The sequence below is a fragment of the Neoalteromonas flava genome (assembly GCF_002807685.1).
Taxonomy (GTDB): Bacteria; Pseudomonadota; Gammaproteobacteria; order Enterobacterales; family Alteromonadaceae; genus Alteromonas_E; species Alteromonas_E flava.
This window is the reverse complement of the sequence record NZ_PEAX01000003.1, coordinates 387753-405547: the sequence shown is the minus strand read 5'-3', so window position 1 is coordinate 405547 and position 17795 is coordinate 387753. Positions and strand designations below refer to the sequence as shown.

At 43.2% G+C, this 17795-nt stretch carries 17 protein-coding genes and 1 other RNA gene; 10 read left to right on the top strand and 8 right to left on the bottom strand.

Going from position 1 to position 17795, the window contains the following annotated elements; translation table 11 throughout:
- Positions 1-190 precede the first annotated feature (190 nt).
- Entirely contained in the window at positions 191-406 is a 216-nt protein-coding gene (locus tag CSH92_RS07860; RefSeq protein ID WP_100657062.1) for a PGPGW domain-containing protein, read from the top strand.
- Here CSH92_RS07860 and CSH92_RS07855 read toward each other — a convergent pair.
- Both CSH92_RS07855 and ppsA read right to left on the bottom strand, forming a co-directional pair.
- Positions 393-2420 carry a putative bifunctional diguanylate cyclase/phosphodiesterase gene (locus tag CSH92_RS07855; RefSeq protein ID WP_100657061.1) on the bottom strand — a complete coding sequence of 676 codons (2028 nt, stop codon included), beginning with the start codon at positions 2418-2420 and terminating at the stop codon, positions 393-395. The genes CSH92_RS07860 and CSH92_RS07855 overlap by 14 nt on opposite strands.
- Before the next feature lie 139 nt (positions 2421-2559).
- Positions 2560-4932 (bottom strand): phosphoenolpyruvate synthase, encoded by a 2373-nt coding sequence (ppsA, locus tag CSH92_RS07850; protein WP_100657060.1) that lies wholly within the window; start codon positions 4930-4932, stop codon positions 2560-2562.
- A gap of 184 nt (positions 4933-5116) precedes the next feature.
- On the opposite strand from ppsA, the gene ppsR reads away from it, so the two are divergent.
- Positions 5117-5929: a posphoenolpyruvate synthetase regulatory kinase/phosphorylase PpsR gene (gene ppsR / locus CSH92_RS07845; RefSeq protein WP_100657059.1), complete on the top strand. Its 813-nt coding sequence runs from the start codon at positions 5117-5119 to the stop codon at positions 5927-5929.
- Positions 5930-5942: 13 nt separating this feature from the next.
- On the opposite strand, the gene CSH92_RS07840 is transcribed toward ppsR, so the two are convergent.
- On the bottom strand, positions 5943-6284 hold the full coding sequence (locus tag CSH92_RS07840; protein WP_100657058.1) for an RnfH family protein: 342 nt from the start codon (positions 6282-6284) through the stop codon (positions 5943-5945).
- Positions 6284-6715: a type II toxin-antitoxin system RatA family toxin gene (locus CSH92_RS07835; RefSeq protein ID WP_100657057.1), complete on the bottom strand. Its 432-nt coding sequence runs from the start codon at positions 6713-6715 to the stop codon at positions 6284-6286. The genes CSH92_RS07840 and CSH92_RS07835 overlap by 1 nt, the downstream gene beginning before the upstream one ends.
- A 131-nt stretch (positions 6716-6846) precedes the next feature.
- Here CSH92_RS07835 and smpB point away from each other — a divergent pair, with 131 nt between their 5' ends.
- The gene (smpB, locus tag CSH92_RS07830) at positions 6847-7317 is read left to right on the top strand and encodes an SsrA-binding protein SmpB (RefSeq protein WP_100657056.1); all 471 of its coding nucleotides are present in this window, start codon (positions 6847-6849) and stop codon (positions 7315-7317) included.
- Positions 7318-7340: 23 nt separating this feature from the next.
- On the opposite strand, the gene CSH92_RS07825 is transcribed toward smpB, so the two are convergent.
- Positions 7341-8582 carry an NADH:flavin oxidoreductase/NADH oxidase family protein gene (locus CSH92_RS07825; RefSeq protein ID WP_100657479.1) on the bottom strand — a complete coding sequence of 414 codons (1242 nt, stop codon included), beginning with the start codon at positions 8580-8582 and terminating at the stop codon, positions 7341-7343.
- A gap of 63 nt (positions 8583-8645) precedes the next feature.
- On the opposite strand from CSH92_RS07825, the gene CSH92_RS17310 reads away from it, so the two are divergent.
- From CSH92_RS17310 to CSH92_RS07795, 7 genes are all read left to right on the top strand, one after another.
- Positions 8646-8774, top strand: coding sequence for a hypothetical protein (locus CSH92_RS17310; RefSeq protein ID WP_276307861.1), 129 nt, complete (start codon positions 8646-8648; stop codon positions 8772-8774).
- A 102-nt stretch (positions 8775-8876) separates the two neighbouring features.
- On the top strand, positions 8877-9524 hold the full coding sequence (locus tag CSH92_RS07820; RefSeq protein WP_100657055.1) for a DUF642 domain-containing protein: 648 nt from the start codon (positions 8877-8879) through the stop codon (positions 9522-9524).
- A gap of 60 nt (positions 9525-9584) precedes the next feature.
- Positions 9585-9944: a transfer-messenger RNA gene (ssrA, locus tag CSH92_RS07815) on the top strand.
- Between the two features lie 87 nt (positions 9945-10031).
- Positions 10032-11633: a tyrosine-type recombinase/integrase gene (locus CSH92_RS07810; protein WP_100657054.1), complete on the top strand. Its 1602-nt coding sequence runs from the start codon at positions 10032-10034 to the stop codon at positions 11631-11633.
- Between the two features lie 343 nt (positions 11634-11976).
- A complete protein-coding gene (locus CSH92_RS07805; protein ID WP_100657053.1) occupies positions 11977-12294 on the top strand; it encodes a hypothetical protein in 318 nt (105 codons plus the stop codon).
- Positions 12295-12392: 98 nt separating this feature from the next.
- On the top strand, positions 12393-13376 hold the full coding sequence (locus CSH92_RS07800) for a hypothetical protein (RefSeq protein WP_100657052.1): 984 nt from the start codon (positions 12393-12395) through the stop codon (positions 13374-13376).
- Positions 13377-13489: 113 nt separating this feature from the next.
- The gene (locus tag CSH92_RS07795) at positions 13490-14605 is read left to right on the top strand and encodes a hypothetical protein (protein ID WP_124916940.1); all 1116 of its coding nucleotides are present in this window, start codon (positions 13490-13492) and stop codon (positions 14603-14605) included.
- A gap of 142 nt (positions 14606-14747) precedes the next feature.
- Here the strand turns inward: CSH92_RS07795 and CSH92_RS07790 are convergent, their stop codons facing one another.
- The 3 genes from CSH92_RS07790 to CSH92_RS07780 form a co-directional block, all read right to left on the bottom strand.
- Complete coding sequence (locus tag CSH92_RS07790) at positions 14748-15626, bottom strand: hypothetical protein (protein WP_100657050.1); 879 nt, start codon at positions 15624-15626, stop codon at positions 14748-14750.
- 284 nt (positions 15627-15910) lie between these two features.
- Positions 15911-16381, bottom strand: a complete 471-nt coding sequence (locus CSH92_RS07785) for a hypothetical protein (protein ID WP_100657049.1) — start codon at positions 16379-16381, stop codon at positions 15911-15913.
- Between the two features lie 374 nt (positions 16382-16755).
- Positions 16756-17574, bottom strand: a complete 819-nt coding sequence (locus CSH92_RS07780; RefSeq protein ID WP_124916939.1) for a hypothetical protein — start codon at positions 17572-17574, stop codon at positions 16756-16758.
- Positions 17575-17795 lie beyond the last annotated feature (221 nt).

Below are 17795 nucleotides of genomic sequence, written 5' to 3'. Positions count from 1 at the left end.
ATGCGTAGTTTGGACACGCTCCTTTATCACACAAATTGCCAACCTACTTAAGGAGCAGGCCTCCTAGGATCAATACAGCTGTGGAAGCCATACAGCAATTGAGCGACATTGCGGAAATATTTACTAACATAATTGTGCTCGAACGGTGTAATAAGGGTCTGCTATGGTGAGGTATTAACACGGAGAAGATATGTTAGCAAAAACCCTACGTACTACCATTGGTGCTAGTTTGCTCGCGATAGGCGTGATTTTTACTATTGTGCCTGGGTCAATTTTATTGGTGTTAATTGGCTTGGTCCTTCTCAGCATCGACCATGCACTGCCGCGCAAGTGGTTACGCAAAGCCCAGCGCGGAATGACACTCGGCGCACGCAAACTCGACGCATGGCTACTTAGTCGGCGCTAGTCAAACCTTTAGAATACTCTGCGTACCATTGCGGAAACTCATCAGCTGGCATGGGTTTAGCGAAATAATATCCCTGTAACAAGGTCACTTGTTTATCACGCAAGTAGTTGACTTGAGCCTCAGTTTCAACCCCTTCGGCTACCGTTTGGTATTTAAACTCACGGGCGATAAAAAGTGACGCTCGCACAATCACATCCTGAAAACTACTCGCAGGATCCACAAAGGCTTTGTCAATTTTAATGGTGGTCGCTGGCAAACGTGTTAACTGAGTAAAGTTTGAATAACCGGTACCAAAATCGTCAATCGACAATCCAACGCCAAGCGCTCTTATTTCATTCAGCGTATGCAGGATATGTTGTTGATTCTCCATCAACGCAGTTTCAGTAATTTCCAAATGCAGTTGTTGTGCCTGAAAACCCGTTCGCGTTAATACTTGCTTAAGCCGCGGTAAAAACTGATCACCGCTTAATTGCCGTGGCGAAACATTAACCGAGAGGTGCTTACCTGCAAGCAAGGGTTGCTGTAGCACTTCAACGCAACTTTGCTCAAGTACCCAAAGCCCCAGCTCTAATATAAACCCGGTTTTTTCTGCGAGCGGAATAAAGTCGTTGGGCCTAACAAGGTCAGTATAAAACTGCCAACGAACCAATGCTTCTACGCCCCATAAATCTCCGCCCTCAGCATACACAATGGGTTGATAAACCATAAATACTTGGTGCTGCTTGATTGATTGCTTCAGCCCAGCAATTAACTTTTGTTCTTGGACTACCTCTGATTTAAGCTCGCTATCATAAAACAACACCCCTTCACCCTGCTCTCGTTTGAGTTTGTACATAGCAACATCGGCTTTTTGCACCAAAATCGTGGGAGAGTCGTCATGCTCAGGGAACAATGAAATACCAATACTGGCATCGGTGTTAAGTGAGTTTCCGGCAATATCAAGGGGCTCGCTCACCACATCCAATATGCGTTGAGCAAACTTTTGTACCCGCTCACGCTCAGCATAAGGCAACGCGATAACAAATTCGTCGCCGCCCCAACGGCATAATAAACCTGCCAACATAATTTGATCTAAGCGTTGTGCAATCTCTTGCAGAACCAAATCCCCCACGTGATGACCTAAAGCATCGTTGATGGATTTGAATCCGTTTAAATCAACAAAGAGGATCGCTTGCTCGGACGCACTATTAAGCTCAGCTGTTAAGGCTGCAGAAAATGCTGTGCGATTAAGAAGGTTTGTTAATGGATCTAAGTTAGACAAAGTTTCAATCGCTTTGGTGCGTTCAGCAACCTTGTCTTCCAGGGTTAGGTTAACCTCGTCAAGCTGTTGATTTGCCTGACGCAGTTGAGAATACGCTTTGGCCAATTCGTTCCGTTCTGATTCTATCTGTCGGCGTAGTGTGACCTGTTGATTCTTAAACAAAACAGATTGGCGGGTGATTTCTGCGGCGCGTCGACTCACATTGATCATCAATAGCCAGTATATAAGGCCAAGCACGCCGACTTTGAACAACTCACCTTCAGAGCTAGACAACGCAACAAGGCTGATCGGTAATAATAAACAAGTTGGAAATAGCAACGATAGATAGCGACTGGCGGATAATACAATTACGGCCCCACCGGTCATTGAGCCTAACGCAAGCAACGTAAAGTAGCGTTCTTCTATGTTTTGATAGTTAAATAACACTACAGCGCCACCGGCCCATAACAGCGCAGTGCAGGTCGCCAGACATTTAAATCTAAGCTTTGCGGCGTTGGAATAACCTACCTGTGTTTGATTCACCCGCCAATATAGCCAATCAATCAGGCGCAGTAACAGCACCCCGCCCATAGCGCCCGCTAACGTCGTACGCAGATAAGTCGGTGCCTCACCGGCAAAAAGAAAGATTAAGGAAAAATAGGTGATCCCAGTGATCAGCACGCCATTGAGTAAATGACTGTAGAGGTAGCCGGTCAGTTCTTGTTGATCAAGCGACAGTCCATTGGCAGTCACTTGAGGAGAATTATCTTTCATACACAGGCAAGATTTTTTCTTTTCACCCTACACTAAACCGCTACATTCGACAATCGTAAAGCGTTGCGGGTTATTGAGAATAAAGACAGACACAAAACAAAGCCCCTGTTCAGGGGCTTTGTTAAATTAACTATCTGAATTATCCGTGCTTCTCGGCAAGATAAAGCCAGGTTTCTACCACTGTGTCAGGGTTCAATGAAACACTATCGATGCCCTGCTCGACCAACCAAGCGGCGAAATCTTCATGATCCGAAGGTCCTTGACCGCAGATCCCAACATACTTACCGCGCGCTTTAGCGGCCTTGATCGCCATCGCAAGTAACGCTTTAACCGCCTCATTACGTTCATCGAACAAATGTGCGATTACCCCAGAGTCACGGTCTAATCCTAAGGTCAGCTGGGTTAAGTCATTAGAACCTATCGAGAATCCGTCGAAGATATCTAAGAACTGATCGGCTAACAATGCGTTCGATGGTAACTCACACATCATGATCACACGTAAGCCATTTTCACCCTGTTTGAGGCCTTGTTCTGCAAGTAGCTCAATAACTTTTCGACCTTCTTCCAGCGTGCGCACAAATGGGATCATGATCTCAACGTTGGTCAAACCCATTTTATTGCGAACGCGTTTAATCGCTTCACATTCAAGTGCAAAACAATCACGGAAATCTTCTGAGATATAGCGGCTTGCGCCACGGAAACCCAACATTGGGTTTTCTTCATCCGGCTCGTATTGGTAACCACCGACCAAGTTAAAGTACTCGTTCGATTTAAAGTCAGACATACGCACAATCACCTTATTCGGTGAAAAAGCAGCTCCAATAGTAGAGATACCTTCGACTAACTTCTCAATATAAAACTCAACCGGGGAGGCATACCCAGCGATCATATCCGAGATTTCTTCTTTTAAATCTTCAGGTTGGTCATCAAAATTGAGCAACGCTTTAGGGTGCACACCAATCATACGGTTAATGATAAATTCCAAACGAGCAAGACCAACACCTGCATTTGGCAGACGTGCGAAGTCAAAAGCACGGTCCGGATTACCCACGTTCATCATGACTTTCAACGGAAGATCAGGCATTGCATCGATACGTGACGTTACCACATCAAAATCGAGTGCTTGATTATAGATGTAACCTGTATCACCTTCAGCACAAGACACCGTAACAGTATCACCGGTCTGGATTGAATCCGTCGCATTGGCACAACCAACCACTGCAGGAATACCTAACTCACGCGCGATGATTGCAGCATGACAGGTGCGTCCACCACGGTTTGTAACAATGGCTGCGGCTTTTTTCATGATCGGTTCCCAATCCGGGTCAGTCATGTCTGTGACTAACACATCACCCGGCTGGATTTTGTCCATTTCTTCAATTGACGCTAACACTTTAGCTTGACCAGAACCAATTTTGTGACCAATTGCGCGACCTTCGCATACAATCGAGGCCTGACCTTTAAGCTGGTATCGCTCGATCACTTGCATGTCTTCGCGACTACGCACCGTTTCAGGACGTGCTTGAACGATATACAATTTGCCATCAACACCGTCTTTAGCCCATTCAATGTCCATTGGGCGCTTGTAGTGTTGCTCAATAATTTGCGCCTGCTTAGCAAGCTCCATCACTTCATCGTCAGTCAACGAAAACTGCATCGACTGTGCTTTTTCAATATCAACAATTTCGACTTGCTTGCCGTGTGCCATATCCTCAGAGTAGATCATCTGAGTTAACTTACTGCCCAAGTTCCGACGCACAATGGCCGGATGACCTGCATTTAGAGTTGGCTTGTGCACATAAAACTCATCGGGGTTTACTGCACCTTGTACGACCATTTCACCCAAGCCGTATGAACTAGTGATAAACACAACGTCTTCAAAACCGCTTTCAGTGTCGATAGTGAACATTACGCCGGATGAAGCGATGTCACTGCGCACCATACGTTGGATACCGGCAGAAAGTGCTACGCCTTTGTGATCATAGCCTTGGTGAACACGGTAGGAAATTGCACGGTCATTAAACAGCGAGGCAAATACGTGCTTAATGGCGACCATGACAGCATCATAGCCTTTAACATTCAAAAACGTTTCTTGTTGACCCGCAAATGACGCATCCGGCATATCTTCTGCTGTAGCGGAAGAACGCACCGCAAATGAAGCTTGGTCACCTGCATCCCCTTGTAGGGTATTAAACGCGTCTTTGATTGCGTCTTCCAGCGCGGGTTGGAACGGGGTCTCGATGATCCAATCGCGGATAGTTTTGCCCGCTTCCGCCAACGCATTCACGTCATCCACATCAAGCGCATCAAGAAGTTCGTGGATACGCTTTTCAAGGCCACTTTGATCTAAAAACTCATTAAACGCTGAGGCAGTAGTCGCAAAACCTCCCGGCACTTGTACACCCGCATTAGCCAGGTTAGAAATCATTTCTCCTAGAGAAGCGTTCTTGCCGCCCACTCTACCCACATCATGCATACCTAACTGCTGATACCAAAGTACGTACTCTTGCACTACTGAAGCCTCCGGCTATTTTATTGCTAAATTTTAGGGTTTGTGTTTTTAGTACTGCTGCCTTACATTCTATTAAACTTTGCAGGCCTGCTTATTATTGGCAGCGATTTTAGAATGCTGTTGATATCAAAGTAAAATTTAATTTCCACCTGTAATAAATTTACAACAATGTTAAGGAGATGTTGTGCGCACCGCGTTTTATATTTCTGATGGTACAGCCATTACTTCTGAAGTGTTTGGCCATGCTTTACTGTCACTTTTCCCGCTAAAACTCGAACATGTCACCATCCCTTTTGTTGAAACTGAAGAACAAGCTCACGAAGTATTAACAAAAATTTCTGAAAGTTTTCAAGAAAGTGGTGAACGCCCTTTGGTGTTTTATACCATCGTAAATACCGAAGTCCGCAAAATCGTTGCAACCTCGGTTGGCATCAATTACAACTTTCTTGACCAATTCGTCGCGCCATTAGAGAAAGTGCTGGGCGTTCCTTCAAAACCAGAGAAGCACCGAACCCATAGCATTCACGAAACAACCTATGATATTCGGATCGAAGCGGTTAACTATGCATTAGCGAATGATGATGGCTCGAATTTGAAGGACTACCACGAAGCCGACATTATATTAGTGGGCGTTTCGCGGAGCGGCAAAACACCAACTAGCCTGTATTTGGCGTTGCAGTATGGGATCAAAGCGGCAAACTACCCGTTCACCGAAGAAGACATGGGTGATATGTTAAAATTGCCGCCAACATTGCGACGCTTCAAGAACAAGCTATTTGGCTTAACCATACAACCGGACCGACTGCATCAAATCCGGTCCGAGCGACGCGCCAACAGTCGCTATGCTTCTATTCAACAGTGCCGGATGGAACTGCGTGAAGTCGAAAACCTGTATCGTAAAGAAAAGATCCCGTTTTTAAATTCGACGAAATACTCAATTGAGGAAATATCGGCCAAGATATTGGCCACTACCGGATTACAGCGGCGTAAATACTAGTACCTGAAGACGTTCAGTTGCTTCTTAGCTTGTTAGGGCGACCGCCAGTTACTTTATCAGCTCGCCCTTCTTCTTTGGCTTTTTCAGCACGACGTTTACGGACTTCTTTAGGGTCGGCAATTAATGGACGATAAATTTCGATACGATCGCCTGCGGTAAGCGTTTCTGTGAGTTTTACAGTTCGATTCCAGATCCCAACCTTATTTTCATTCAGGTCGATATCCGCATACATTGCCAGAATACCACTTTGTTCAATAGCACTCTGTACTGTGCTGCCGGCGGCAACTTCAATCGGCAACAATGTTTGTTTTTCCGGTAGCGCATAAACAACTTCTATGGAGATCTTGTTAGTCATTAGGCATACACCTGCTTAGCGCGCTTGGTAAACGCATCCACCATATTGGCGGCGATACTATTGAATATTTTCCCAAACGCCGCTTGAGCTAATCGACTACTGAATTCAAAGGTCAAGTTCAGTTCTATTTTACAGGCTGATTCAGATAGGGGAATAAAATGCCATGCACCACTTAAATGACTGAATGGACCTTCAACTAAGCGCATATCTATGCGCTGATTCGCAACTAACTCATTGTGCGTCGTAAACCATTGTTTAACGCCTGCTTTTGCGATCAATAACGAGGCCTGCATCATCGAGCCTGATTTTTTCTCGACTCGACTTTGCGCGCACCCCGGTAAAAACTCAGGATATGACTCGACATCATTAACAAGCTCAAACATTGATTCAGCACTGAATGCCACTAACGCACTTCGTTGTATGCTTGGCATGAAACCTCAATAAACAATACCTTTGACGAGTTGCAGTTTAACATGAAAGACGCCAAGAAAAAGTGCACAAGTGTCTGTGATTTATGCGTAAACTATGCAGACAATAGCGTTGACTGCAGTATAATGCGCCCATGAAAAAGAAAAATTCAAATCCAGGCACTATTGCCAAGAATAAAAAAGCGCGTCACGAATTTCACTTAGAAGATAAATTCGAGGCTGGCATTGAATTACAAGGCTGGGAAGTAAAAAGCATCCGCGCCGGTAAAGTCAGTATTACTGATACTTACGTCACCATCGATAAAGGTGAGGCGTATTTGTTGGGCTGTACCATTCAACCGCTAAACCAGGCATCTAGCCATGTAATCTGTGAGCCTGCTCGAGACCGTAAACTGCTGTTAAATAAGCGTGAACTCGACAAATTGATGGGCGCTCGTGATCGTCAAGGCTACTCTATTGTTGCCACCGCCATGTACTGGAAAGCCTGTTGGGTTAAAGTCGAAATTTATCTGGCTAAAGGTAAACAGGCGCATGATAAACGCGATGCCGTCAAAGACCGTGATTGGGCGCGTCAGAAAGAGCGCGTTATGAAACACAGCGCGTAAACTGCGCGCTGCATCGAATTCGGTTACTTCACTTCAGCAGCAAAGCGACGGCGATAACGTTTAGTTAGCTTAGCCAAACGTACCTGATCGAGCACTAAACTCCATAGGGGTGAATCAGTATATGACGGTTGCTGACCTTTGCTCATGCGCCGTAACTGACGTTTAATAATCGCCATAGTTGCCAATCCGGCTAAGGTTTTATCCTGCCAGGTAACCTTTGGAATAATGCCTTGGGTACTGGTATCCTCGCGCCATAGATTCACTAAATCAGGCGTAAAGGCCAGTGCACTCGCCATACCCACCAAGCAAACGCCACTTTGCAGCACGCGCTGCACAGTCGCAAATCGGCTAATGCCACCGGTAGTCATGATGGGGAGTTGTGTGCTCTTGGCTATTCTCTGTGCAAATTCTAAAAAATAGGCTTCGCGAGCCAGTGTTCGATCATCAGCGGTGCGGCCTTGCATAGCCGGTGCTTCATAACTACCGCCAGAGAGTTCAACAAAATCTATAGCAAAAGGCTCAAGCATTTTTACCACACTCTCGGCATCATCTATGTCAAATCCACCGCGTTGAAAATCAGCCGAATTCAATTTAACTGAGACGCTGAATTGTGCATTGCAGACCTCCTTGATCCTCGCTACTACGCTTAACAATAGACGCGCTCGATTCGCTAGCTCTCCGCCCCACTGGTCACCGCGCTTGTTGGTTAAAGGCGATAAAAATTGCGCCAATAAATAACCGTGAGCCGCGTGCACTTGAACACCATCAAAACCGGCCTTTTCAGCTAATTGAGCAGTTGTTGCGAAACGTTCAATTAGGTCCGCTATTTCGTCTTCACTCATAGGCTTGGGCTGCGCAAATAACTTGGAATGTTTTCCCATATCCAAAGCAACGTCTGAGGGGGATAACACTTTACCGCCCATTTTCTTAAACACTTGGCGTCCAGGATGATTGATTTGCATAATCACTTTAGTGTTATTTTGTTGTGCAATCGAAGCTAATTGTTGAAAGGGCTCTAATGGCGTTCCCTGTTCTAATACAACGCCGCCTGGGCCCGTCATAGCGAGATGATCAACCATTACATTACCGGTAATGATCATCCCTACACCGCCCTTTGCCCATTGGGCATATAGTTGTTGTAGCTCATCACCAGGCAACTGCTGGGCTGTAGCTAGATTTTCTTCCATCGCGGCTTTTACTAAACGATTTTTGACAACTAGACCGCTGGCAAAGGTAAAAGGTTGTTCAATTACGCTCATAGACATACTGGGTTTTAATTCGAATAGCACTACTATAGGGGCAAAGTGGACTTTAAGGCCAATAGCAGTATGCAAATAGTTAAACTACAAACACAGCAACGTCAGTTCACTGCGCTCAATCAATTGTTAAGAACCACTTGGGAAAGCAGTCAAAATGTTAGTGCAGCGAAGATTATCCAAGCATTAACGACGATGTGATTAGCTGCTCCCCTCCGCAATACACACGTATGAATATTAATACTTATCAGACCTCACCTACTTGATACGATCGCGCAAATTTTGGTCTGAGGTCTAAAATCCATGTTGAAAAAGATTTGTACTTTTGTATTGCTTAGCGCTATTGCAGCGACGGCAAATGCCAACCTAATTGTTAATGGTAGCTTTGAAGATAATGCTGTTAATCCAGGCACTTGGCGTTGGTTTTATTCTGCTGATGTGAATGGCTGGACAGGCAGCAACATTGAAATCTGGGATGATTTCCTAGGTGTTAAAGCGGTTGACGGAACTCAATTCGCAGAACTAAATGCACACGCCAATAGCGGTCAACAATTCACCATTGCGCAAAGTTTCAATACCACGGTAAACAGTCTTTATGACTTATCCTTTTTCTACCGCGCGCGCCGCTCAAACGATGAAGCTTTCCAAGTGTCTCTATCAAATGGGCAATCGAACTTTTTTGAGCAAATAATGACCGATCACATAGTTGGAGAGTGGTCGTTTTTCAACGCCACATTCCGTGCGGCGTCAAGTACGACAACGTTATTGTTCTCTTCGGTACAACCGCATTCTGGTACAGTGGGTAACTTCCTAGATAACATAGTGGTAACAGGTGCCCCAACATCATTGAGCGCACAGCCCGTATCTGAGCCAGCCGCCTTTACGTTACTTGCTATTTTTGGAGGCCTTTTCCTAATGCGCTTAAAAAAGCGCCAATTCGTCAAAAAATAACGCTACGTGATTCAAAGTCGTTAGAATTTTAACCCCACCCTATGCTAGACTATGCGGTCTGGGGCTGATTAGGATTCGACAGGATTTGAGACGCTTTAGGTGCATGCAGAGGTGCGGTTTGCCTCTTTAAAAAGCCGCAATTAAATAGTCGCAAACGACGAAAACTACGCACTAGCCGCTTAATAACCGGTATAGGCCCTTCCACCTCAGTCTCTTTCTGCTAGCGGGGATTCGGAAGGTCATATAAGCAGGATAGCGAGGGAAACTTGTCTGAGGTTGAACCGCGAAATAGTATCAGGCCAGCCGCAAGGAAATCCTGTTTGTCGGAGTTCCACGAGGTTAAATAAATGACAAACTAAGCATGTAGTACCGACGGTAGACACTTTCTGGACGCGGGTTCAAATCCCGCCAGCTCCACCACCTTCTAGATTAACCCTCTGAAAATCAGAGGGTTACATCAACCAACACTGTGGAAATTGCGAGTAGTGTCACACAAAGGTGTCACACATGCAGAAGCTTCCCTACCTTCTAACGAACAGAAATCACACTTACTACATTCGCATTGTTTGCCCTAGGAAAAGCGGACGCAGAGAATTTCGCTTCTCGCTACATACCCAATTTTTCTGTGTAGCAAAAATTCGTTACTTCAATATCATGCCACTCATCAACAATTTTAAGTGCGTGTTATTAGGTAGCGACGACATGAATCATCAACGGGAAGCTCAACTGATCAAGGCAATCAAAAATGAAATCGATTTCCTGATAAATAGCGTTTCTGAAAACGCACCACACTGGAGAACAGTATTAAGAACGAGACAGGTAGTCAGACACTTTAGTGAGTTAGCTGATCAAAATAGACAACTCCAGTCAGAGCTACGCCATCAGTCTACACGCAATAAGAAAAGTGCAGCCATCATTGATGCACTGGCTTCTTCGGGTCGCGTGGATGACGACAATGCGGTTGATAACGAGACGCTAAAATCAGCTCTTAAGACCTATATTTCTACCAAAGCGCCTGAATGGCGCCCTCGCACGCTTTCTATGAAAAAACTATACTTATTGCGCTTTGTCGAAATAATGGGCTTAGAGACGCTCACGCAAAGCATTTCGGGCAAAGATGTTCAACGCTATAGAGAAATCTTAGAAAAACTTCCCGCAAACGTGAGGTTTCCAAAATCACGACCTGTAGAGTCTGCTCTAATTGCAGATTGGTGGGGACAGTTAGCTACCCAAGAGCATGCGAGAGTCTTAGCACCTGAGGGCCTAAACTCTCACTTTTCAGCAGTGCGCTCATTCTTAACGTGGATACACTCTAGGCATTTAAATTCAAAGGACTACTCTAGCTACCTGAAAATCAGTAAGAGAGTGCTTGAGGCAAACAAGATCGTCAAAACCGAGTTCAATGCCCAACAACTCAAAAATATGCTTGGTAGTTATCTATATAGCGACCACCTCAGATCGAGAGAGAAGCCTAAGGACTTTCACTTTTGGTTACCATTGATTGCATTAACTACCGGAATGCGAGTCGGCGAAATCGCAAGCCTAGAGAAACAAGATATCTACCAAATGGATGGAGCATGGGTATTTGACATAAACAGCAAATGGCACAACCCAAAACATGCTGAAAATGGATTAGAAAAAGGCAAAAAGAATAAGTGGTCTGAGAGAATCATACCAATTCCCCAAACTATAATTAATGCAGGCTTTTTGAACTTCGTATCTAGCTTAAGCGAACATCAATTTGTGCTGAATGACCTTCATCGTATGAAAAATAAACCAATTGGGGAGAAAGCGTCCCTCTGGTTCAACGATTATTTCTTAAAGTACGTTGGTATAGGTAAAACAAATGAGAATGGCTCCAAAGTATCACTTCATTCAATGCGCCATACTTTCGTTACACGAGTGAACAAAACGCAAATAGGTGGTCAGTATTTGCCTGATTCAATGCACCACTACCTTACTGGTCACGAGCAGATTGGGACAAGAAACCGTGTTTATAATCACGGCGTTGATATAGCTACATTGAAGCAGTATATGGATGCTATTGACTATGAGTATGATTTAAGTGGGATAGCATTTTCAAGGTTTACGAACAGACGTAAGGGATAGTTCTTTTTAAATTTACTTACGTTAATAATCGAGAAATTGTCAGATTCGGCAATATACGTGAAGCAGACATACGCATACGTCAAAATGGTCAAGATTCATTCCCTGCTCGGTGGTAACAAATTCAATGAATTAGACGTCTACCTAGGGATACAAAGCGTAAATAATTTTGTATTGACTGTTTGAAACAGACGTTTGCTCCCATATTCAGGAAAACGACCCAATCACTCCCTTTTGTCCAAATCGCAAATACCGCTATTGCATCGAAAGCATAGTATCCTCTGGCTTTCAGAAACTTACTAATCATGGCATTATGGATAACAGCAAGAGTAGGATTAATAGAAATATGCGCAATTTGCGCACTATTAAATTGTTATATGCCAAGGATGCAAAAGTGGGTTTAATTGAGGCTATTTTAGCTGGTTTACTATTTGAAAGACTTCAAAAACCAATCGTGTTTTTTACTATGCTCATCGGATTCTTGTTTTTCTCTTTAGCTGGAATTGCAATTTTTTATGCTGTATTTGAGACACTCATTTCAGAACAAAGTAAAGTTTACCGCGAATTTCCATATGGCCCTTTATTTGGCATGGTGGCTTTCTCATTTGTCTTTTGGGGGTTAGCTGCGATCTGTGGGCATATGATAAAAAAATGTATACGGTAATTGCATATAACAAAAGTTTTTATTCGCCCACTCGGGGCATGTTTGTCCCCTTTAAACGGAGCGCTATGTGAATTTTCAAAGTCTAGCTATGGGGTCCGATGTTTAATTTATTAATTAACAATATTAGATTTCATTTAATTTGCTACTTCTCAAAACATATCTGCCCAAGTCAATTTTCACTGACCTCGGATGAAGCTAAAAGAAATGACTTTTACGAAGTCCATATTTTTATACCCAAAGGTACGAATGAAGATATTTCCAAGATCCCAGAAAACAGTCGCGGTGCATTAGAGATTAAATGTGAATTTATGCCCATTAAAAATGGAAAGAGATGGGGCAATATTTTAGCTGGAGTCAAGAAGAGCATACATGATGTTGAATGGCAACCGACTCTATTGTCGGCTGACTTCTTGATGTACTCACGAATTGATGTGAACTTGTTTTTTGGGTTATGGGATTTAAGAGAGCGAAAATGCTCATTACTTACTTTAATTAGGCTATACCTGTTAAGAAAATTTAGGCTTATATATATAGAAATACTTTTTTATAAGTTTAAGAGCTTTGTTAATAAGCAACGTATTCACAGGAGAATAAGAACACCTCTTAGATCCAAATTCGAAATTTATGAAGCTCTAATGAATAGTGATGATTTTTTGCGCAAAGGCACTTTCAGAAAAAGTGAACTATCACAGCTTATTTTCGGAAATCATTACTTAGGGAAAATTGAAATTTATCAGAAAGTATCACAATCGCTGGAATGGATTTTAGATTCATGTGTAGAAGATAAAGAGATTCAAAAAATCTCAGCAAATCATGATCCTGATCCACTATACAAAATGAAAGGAAATGGGATTCATTATTTCACTTTAACCAAAGAAAAATTAGCTAATGCTGAAAATAATAGAGTGATTCAGCGGCAACAAGTTAGCTTGCAGAGATGGATGGCTTTCTTGACATTCTTGCTGGTCATAGGCACATTTTTAACCGCTGTGGATAAAATTGATGCTGCAAAATCATACTTAGCGCCATTATTAACTTATTGTAATAAAGTATTAAATTACATTGGTACTATATTCACCTAACAAATTGCTCAAACGGACACTAAACAGTTGGCTAGATTCGTTCCTCGCGATTTTAGCCAACAATTTCGCCCCGCTTAATAATGCGTGAAGGCCACAAGAAATGGATTACGGAAATGGAGTCTTCGGAAAAACTGGCAGATATCATTCGTGACCATACGCGAGAGTGGCTCACATCCCTTGATGCATGGGCTGAGCAAAGCAACATACTGCTCCCTATTTTGCTCTCATTGGTCGCGGCAATGTTTTTTTGGTTGGTATTCTCATATCTACCAGAGCGAAAACGTAGAAAGAAGCTAAGGCCGATTGTTGAGCTTGCGCTATTTGACGCATACAAAAAATTATTCTCGTTGTTTGACTTGGTTATGCGTCATAGCACCCATAGTCCATCTTTCTTCCAGTCAAAAATTCGTGCAGGCAATCTTTCTGAAGATGACATACTACTTGGACTTCAGAACAAGTGTCTTAATGAGTCTTATCTTTACGACCCCCGCGTAAAAGATGCTCTTCTTGTTGTGGGGGAAGATATCCAAGATCTGACCTTAGATATTGATGAACTAGCTAACAAGGTACTCAGCTTTCACACGTATGCCACCGCTGAAGAGCTTATTCTTCTTGAGAAGGTAAGGGAGAAAATTCATGTGTATCACTTCGGCAAGCGCGATCTAGAAAGGCACTGCAGAACCAAGGTCAATGGACGAGTTATCCGCCCGGTTGACCCATCCATCAGCTACCGCCATCGTAATTTTTTCGAGCTATATGAGCTTTTCTGCCACCTTCAAAAGTTAGTGCTAAATTATAGTCCACTAGATAGGGAGCGTTTTGTCTACAAGATGCAATGGCTATACTATTCAGGTCAGTATCATTTGTGCGTAAAGTTGATTCGATCCCAAGGAAGTCTCTTTAAAAAAGACTCAACGCTCTATAGGAACTACTTGGCGTTGAGTGAGCGTGGAAGAGGCAGAATGAAAGCTTTCTACAAAATCATTGAAGACACTTATAAATCTAGGCCATATGGTGGCTCACTGGTCTCTTCGAGAAGTACATTTACAGAACTCCTTGAAGATAACAAACTGCTTGAGATTTTGGCGCAATTTCATTCCTCTGAGGAAATCTCTGTTTTGAGGGCATCCATAAAGCAAGAAAGTAAAAATAAGGAAGCATTCGAGAATGCGAACCAAGAGTTGGCGAAATATTTTAGGGAGCAAGCAATTCGCGCAGGCGAAGCCTAACAAGTTGCTACTCGCTGAGAAATTACTCGCTGGGCTCCCAATTTTCTTCAATTGCGGGTTGAAATCCTCTATCAAACCCAAAATGAATGGGCGTATTACTCTTGAATAACAGGATCCGTCCAAAACTTTTTTCTTTACGGTTTTATAAGAAAGGTGTGATCTGAGATAGGCAGTGATTAATTGTTTTTGCATCTAAGGATAGATACACCCTATCAACCGTTTGTGCGTAAGTAAAATAACCATATACTTGACCTTTTTTCCCTAACAGCTTGACCTTGCTTGCACCTGCCCCAAATGAACTTAAATTCAAATTCTCTAAATTAGGTGCACTTGCCGCTTTTATTTCAGCTTCATTGAGAGTTTCCCTAAACTCAATCACCTGAGATTTATCCAGAGTAAACATTATCGTATTTACTATGTACTCGTCTGAAACCCAAATAACCGCTCTGTTTGGGCCTTCATTGCTAAAAGAGACTGATAAAATGCCTGTACCTAGATATTCTTTGCACACTTCTACACTACCAGTGCCAACCTTCATCAGCTCTCGGATCTGCATTTCAACGCGGATTTCATCTTCGGTTCTATCAGTCATAGTGATTGCTGTAACACCATCGCATTTATTTTGACTGAAGACGACAGACTGGAATGGCGTCAACATTTTATCCAGATAGCGGTACTCTATGGCTACGCCTAATGTACGGGGAACGCTTTCATTGGTCCCATCTTTACAGTAGAGGGCTCCCAATGTCCCATCAAGCTGCTTTTCAATTTTTGCTTTCTCGCCGTCGCTAATATCCGATGCAAGCCTATCAATGACCTGTATTTCAAAAACATGCGTTGTTCCTTCTATGAATGCATTTCGCAGAAGATTCCTTTCGTTGATAGCAATAGGGAAACTTTCAGCCTGGCGCTTCGCTTCAGCTTTATATTGCTCAAGTAAACTAGCTTTATCTTGTGCATGACTGAAGTTTGAAGAGAGTACTGCTGTTATTACAAAAAAGCCTATATTGAGAAGCTTCATATCCGTTAAGCCCTATCCTTAGTATAACGATGCGTGCATCCACTTTTAACTTGCCCTAATTTAAGCAAGGCTAGTATCTTACCTTTGATGTGGTTGAGCTGCACCACAAAAAAGCAGTAGTAGTAAATTTATACTCGTAAATGGCGACTAGTGAACTGTACCCCAAAATGATTCGGTCCTTTAACGCCCCTGCGTCGCCTTGACCGGCCCCCATTATTAGTACCACTCACTCGAGAATGACGGGCAAGAAGTTACCTGTAACAGTCAATAAAGCGCAAACATACTCACTTACACGCAATATCGCGTGCTTTGATATTTTCAGCCGTAGCGCTCTCCATAACACGCAATGTTGCAACACTGCACGCTTCCTGCTTCTTCTTGCTATCGCTCTGCTCATCAAACGACACGGTTGCAATTACAGGCTTATAATTTGTAGCTGCATTACAGTACATATTCTTGGTTTTTGTATAACGCCAACCTGACTGAGGGTTACTTTGTAAATACATACACATTTCATTAAACATGGCTTTTGCTGCCTGAGTGCATCTGGACTTTTGATTGAGGTCGTTGTCTATCGTTCCGCACACCGACTTATCTTGAATGCGCCACAACTGATGTGAATAGGAAATGCTATGGCCATTATATTGAACCACTTTAGCTTGAACTTCAGTACCGAACTGGTCAGTTAACCTATCGTGAAACTTGTTTGAAACAGCGTCAATGTACGTCGCAAATATGGCTGAAACTACATCCATGTGAATATCCATTTATTGTAAATTTACGAGAGGCTGTAAACATCAACAACCTAGTCCTTGTGATATGCAATCCACCAGCTCACGTTAGCCCATATACGTACTATGCGTCAATATGATCTACCAGCTCTGCTAATTCAGGTCAGCAAGAGTCAATTACCCAAGTATAAGGTTCGTTGTAGGACACTGAACTTTTTGAATGACGGTATCTACCTCGCGTAAGTATTATACCTAGGACTTTACATTCAACTTACCTATAAGAATTGGCACTTCATAAAATATAGGGGTACCAGCGGGGTAAAAATAGGGAAACAGGGTCGTAACACCCCGTGTATGAATGACACATATTGTGCTGCGCGCGTATTTAGCTAAGTGGGTTACTTTACTGACAACCCGCGCTTGATCCTTCTCAATCGATTCCGTTCCACTGTTCGCTCTCTTGCCTCGCGAGCTGCTTCTTCAATTTCCCTGACTCTAGCGGCTACATCTTCCGCAGTGGGTCGCGACTTCCACTTACGTTTCAATGCTTTATTTAACTCCAATTGTTCTTCAATCAATTGAGCAGACTCTTTCCTCAACGCTGAAGAAACACTGAAATTATACCTACTTGATTCAAACAGATTGTTGCCTGTTCCTTTTGCTAAGTAATCAGCGATCCCAATATCGATTCCGTGACTCTCTACGCCCTCATATTTCACGACTTTCCCTGCAGCAGTTTTCTTTTCAACTTTGCTCCACAATGGATTCGCCAGTAACTCAGCATCTAGCTCACGCAGTTGCCCTTCATCGTCACCTATATACTTCAGATATAGCTCCCGAGTATAGGTATTGGTAATCGCGATGCTTGACGGTTTTAGTAATGAGCTTCCCGCATCACCAGTACCAAACACACTCTTTAACAACTCTCGAGTAGTTGATTCACTGCCATTGGGTAGCGCCACTAAAATGTGTATGTGATCTGCTTCCTCTTCACTTTTTTCTACGACAAACCAGTAATGAGTTGCTTTCACTTTCTTGAAAACTCTCTCACGCAGTTTTCGCCCAAGGTACTCTATGGGTTTATCAACGCGTTCCTCTGATTGGAAGGCAGCGTCAATAGCCTTAAGCTTCTCTACAGTTTCGTCTCCGAGTCGAATTGTGATACACTGCACAGTCAGATCGGCTTGCTTATCAGCATAGTCTAGTAAGACCTTCATATAAGCTCTCAACGCGAAATTGACGCAGTGACCCAGCCTTTCATCAACAGTAAGCGTTTTATATAAAAAGCGTTTATCTGTTATAGCTTTAAACTGATCATCATTGATCAATTGGTACCCTTTGTAATATGGGTTTATATAGGGTACTCGACTCATTGTCCCAAAGATCGCGTCATCTAACGCTAAACCACGAGATATAGTAGCTGTAGCTGACAATAGAT

Bases quoted from the DNA above. Each gene is read 5' to 3' on its own strand.
- CSH92_RS07860 (WP_100657062.1), top strand. From the start codon at position 191: ATGTTAGCAAAAACCCTACGTACTACCATTGGTGCTAGTTTGCTCGCG.
- CSH92_RS07855 (WP_100657061.1), bottom strand. From the start codon at position 2,420: ATGAAAGATAATTCTCCTCAAGTGACTGCCAATGGACTGTCGCTTGAT.
- CSH92_RS07840 (WP_100657058.1), bottom strand. From the start codon at position 6,284: ATGACTAACAAGATCTCCATAGAAGTTGTTTATGCGCTACCGGAAAAA.
- CSH92_RS07835 (WP_100657057.1), bottom strand. From the start codon at position 6,715: ATGCCAAGCATACAACGAAGTGCGTTAGTGGCATTCAGTGCTGAATCA.
- smpB (WP_100657056.1), top strand. From the start codon at position 6,847: ATGAAAAAGAAAAATTCAAATCCAGGCACTATTGCCAAGAATAAAAAA.
- CSH92_RS07825 (WP_100657479.1), bottom strand. From the start codon at position 8,582: ATGTCTATGAGCGTAATTGAACAACCTTTTACCTTTGCCAGCGGTCTA.
- CSH92_RS17310 (WP_276307861.1), top strand. From the start codon at position 8,646: ATGCAAATAGTTAAACTACAAACACAGCAACGTCAGTTCACTGCGCTC.
- CSH92_RS07820 (WP_100657055.1), top strand. From the start codon at position 8,877: ATGTTGAAAAAGATTTGTACTTTTGTATTGCTTAGCGCTATTGCAGCG.
- CSH92_RS07810 (WP_100657054.1), top strand. From the start codon at position 10,032: ATGCAGAAGCTTCCCTACCTTCTAACGAACAGAAATCACACTTACTAC.
- CSH92_RS07805 (WP_100657053.1), top strand. From the start codon at position 11,977: ATGCGCAATTTGCGCACTATTAAATTGTTATATGCCAAGGATGCAAAA.
- CSH92_RS07800 (WP_100657052.1), top strand. From the start codon at position 12,393: ATGTTTAATTTATTAATTAACAATATTAGATTTCATTTAATTTGCTAC.
- CSH92_RS07795 (WP_124916940.1), top strand. From the start codon at position 13,490: ATGGAGTCTTCGGAAAAACTGGCAGATATCATTCGTGACCATACGCGA.
- CSH92_RS07790 (WP_100657050.1), bottom strand. From the start codon at position 15,626: ATGAAGCTTCTCAATATAGGCTTTTTTGTAATAACAGCAGTACTCTCT.
- CSH92_RS07785 (WP_100657049.1), bottom strand. From the start codon at position 16,381: ATGGATGTAGTTTCAGCCATATTTGCGACGTACATTGACGCTGTTTCA.
- CSH92_RS07780 (WP_124916939.1), bottom strand. From the start codon at position 17,574: ATGAAGGTCTTACTAGACTATGCTGATAAGCAAGCCGATCTGACTGTG.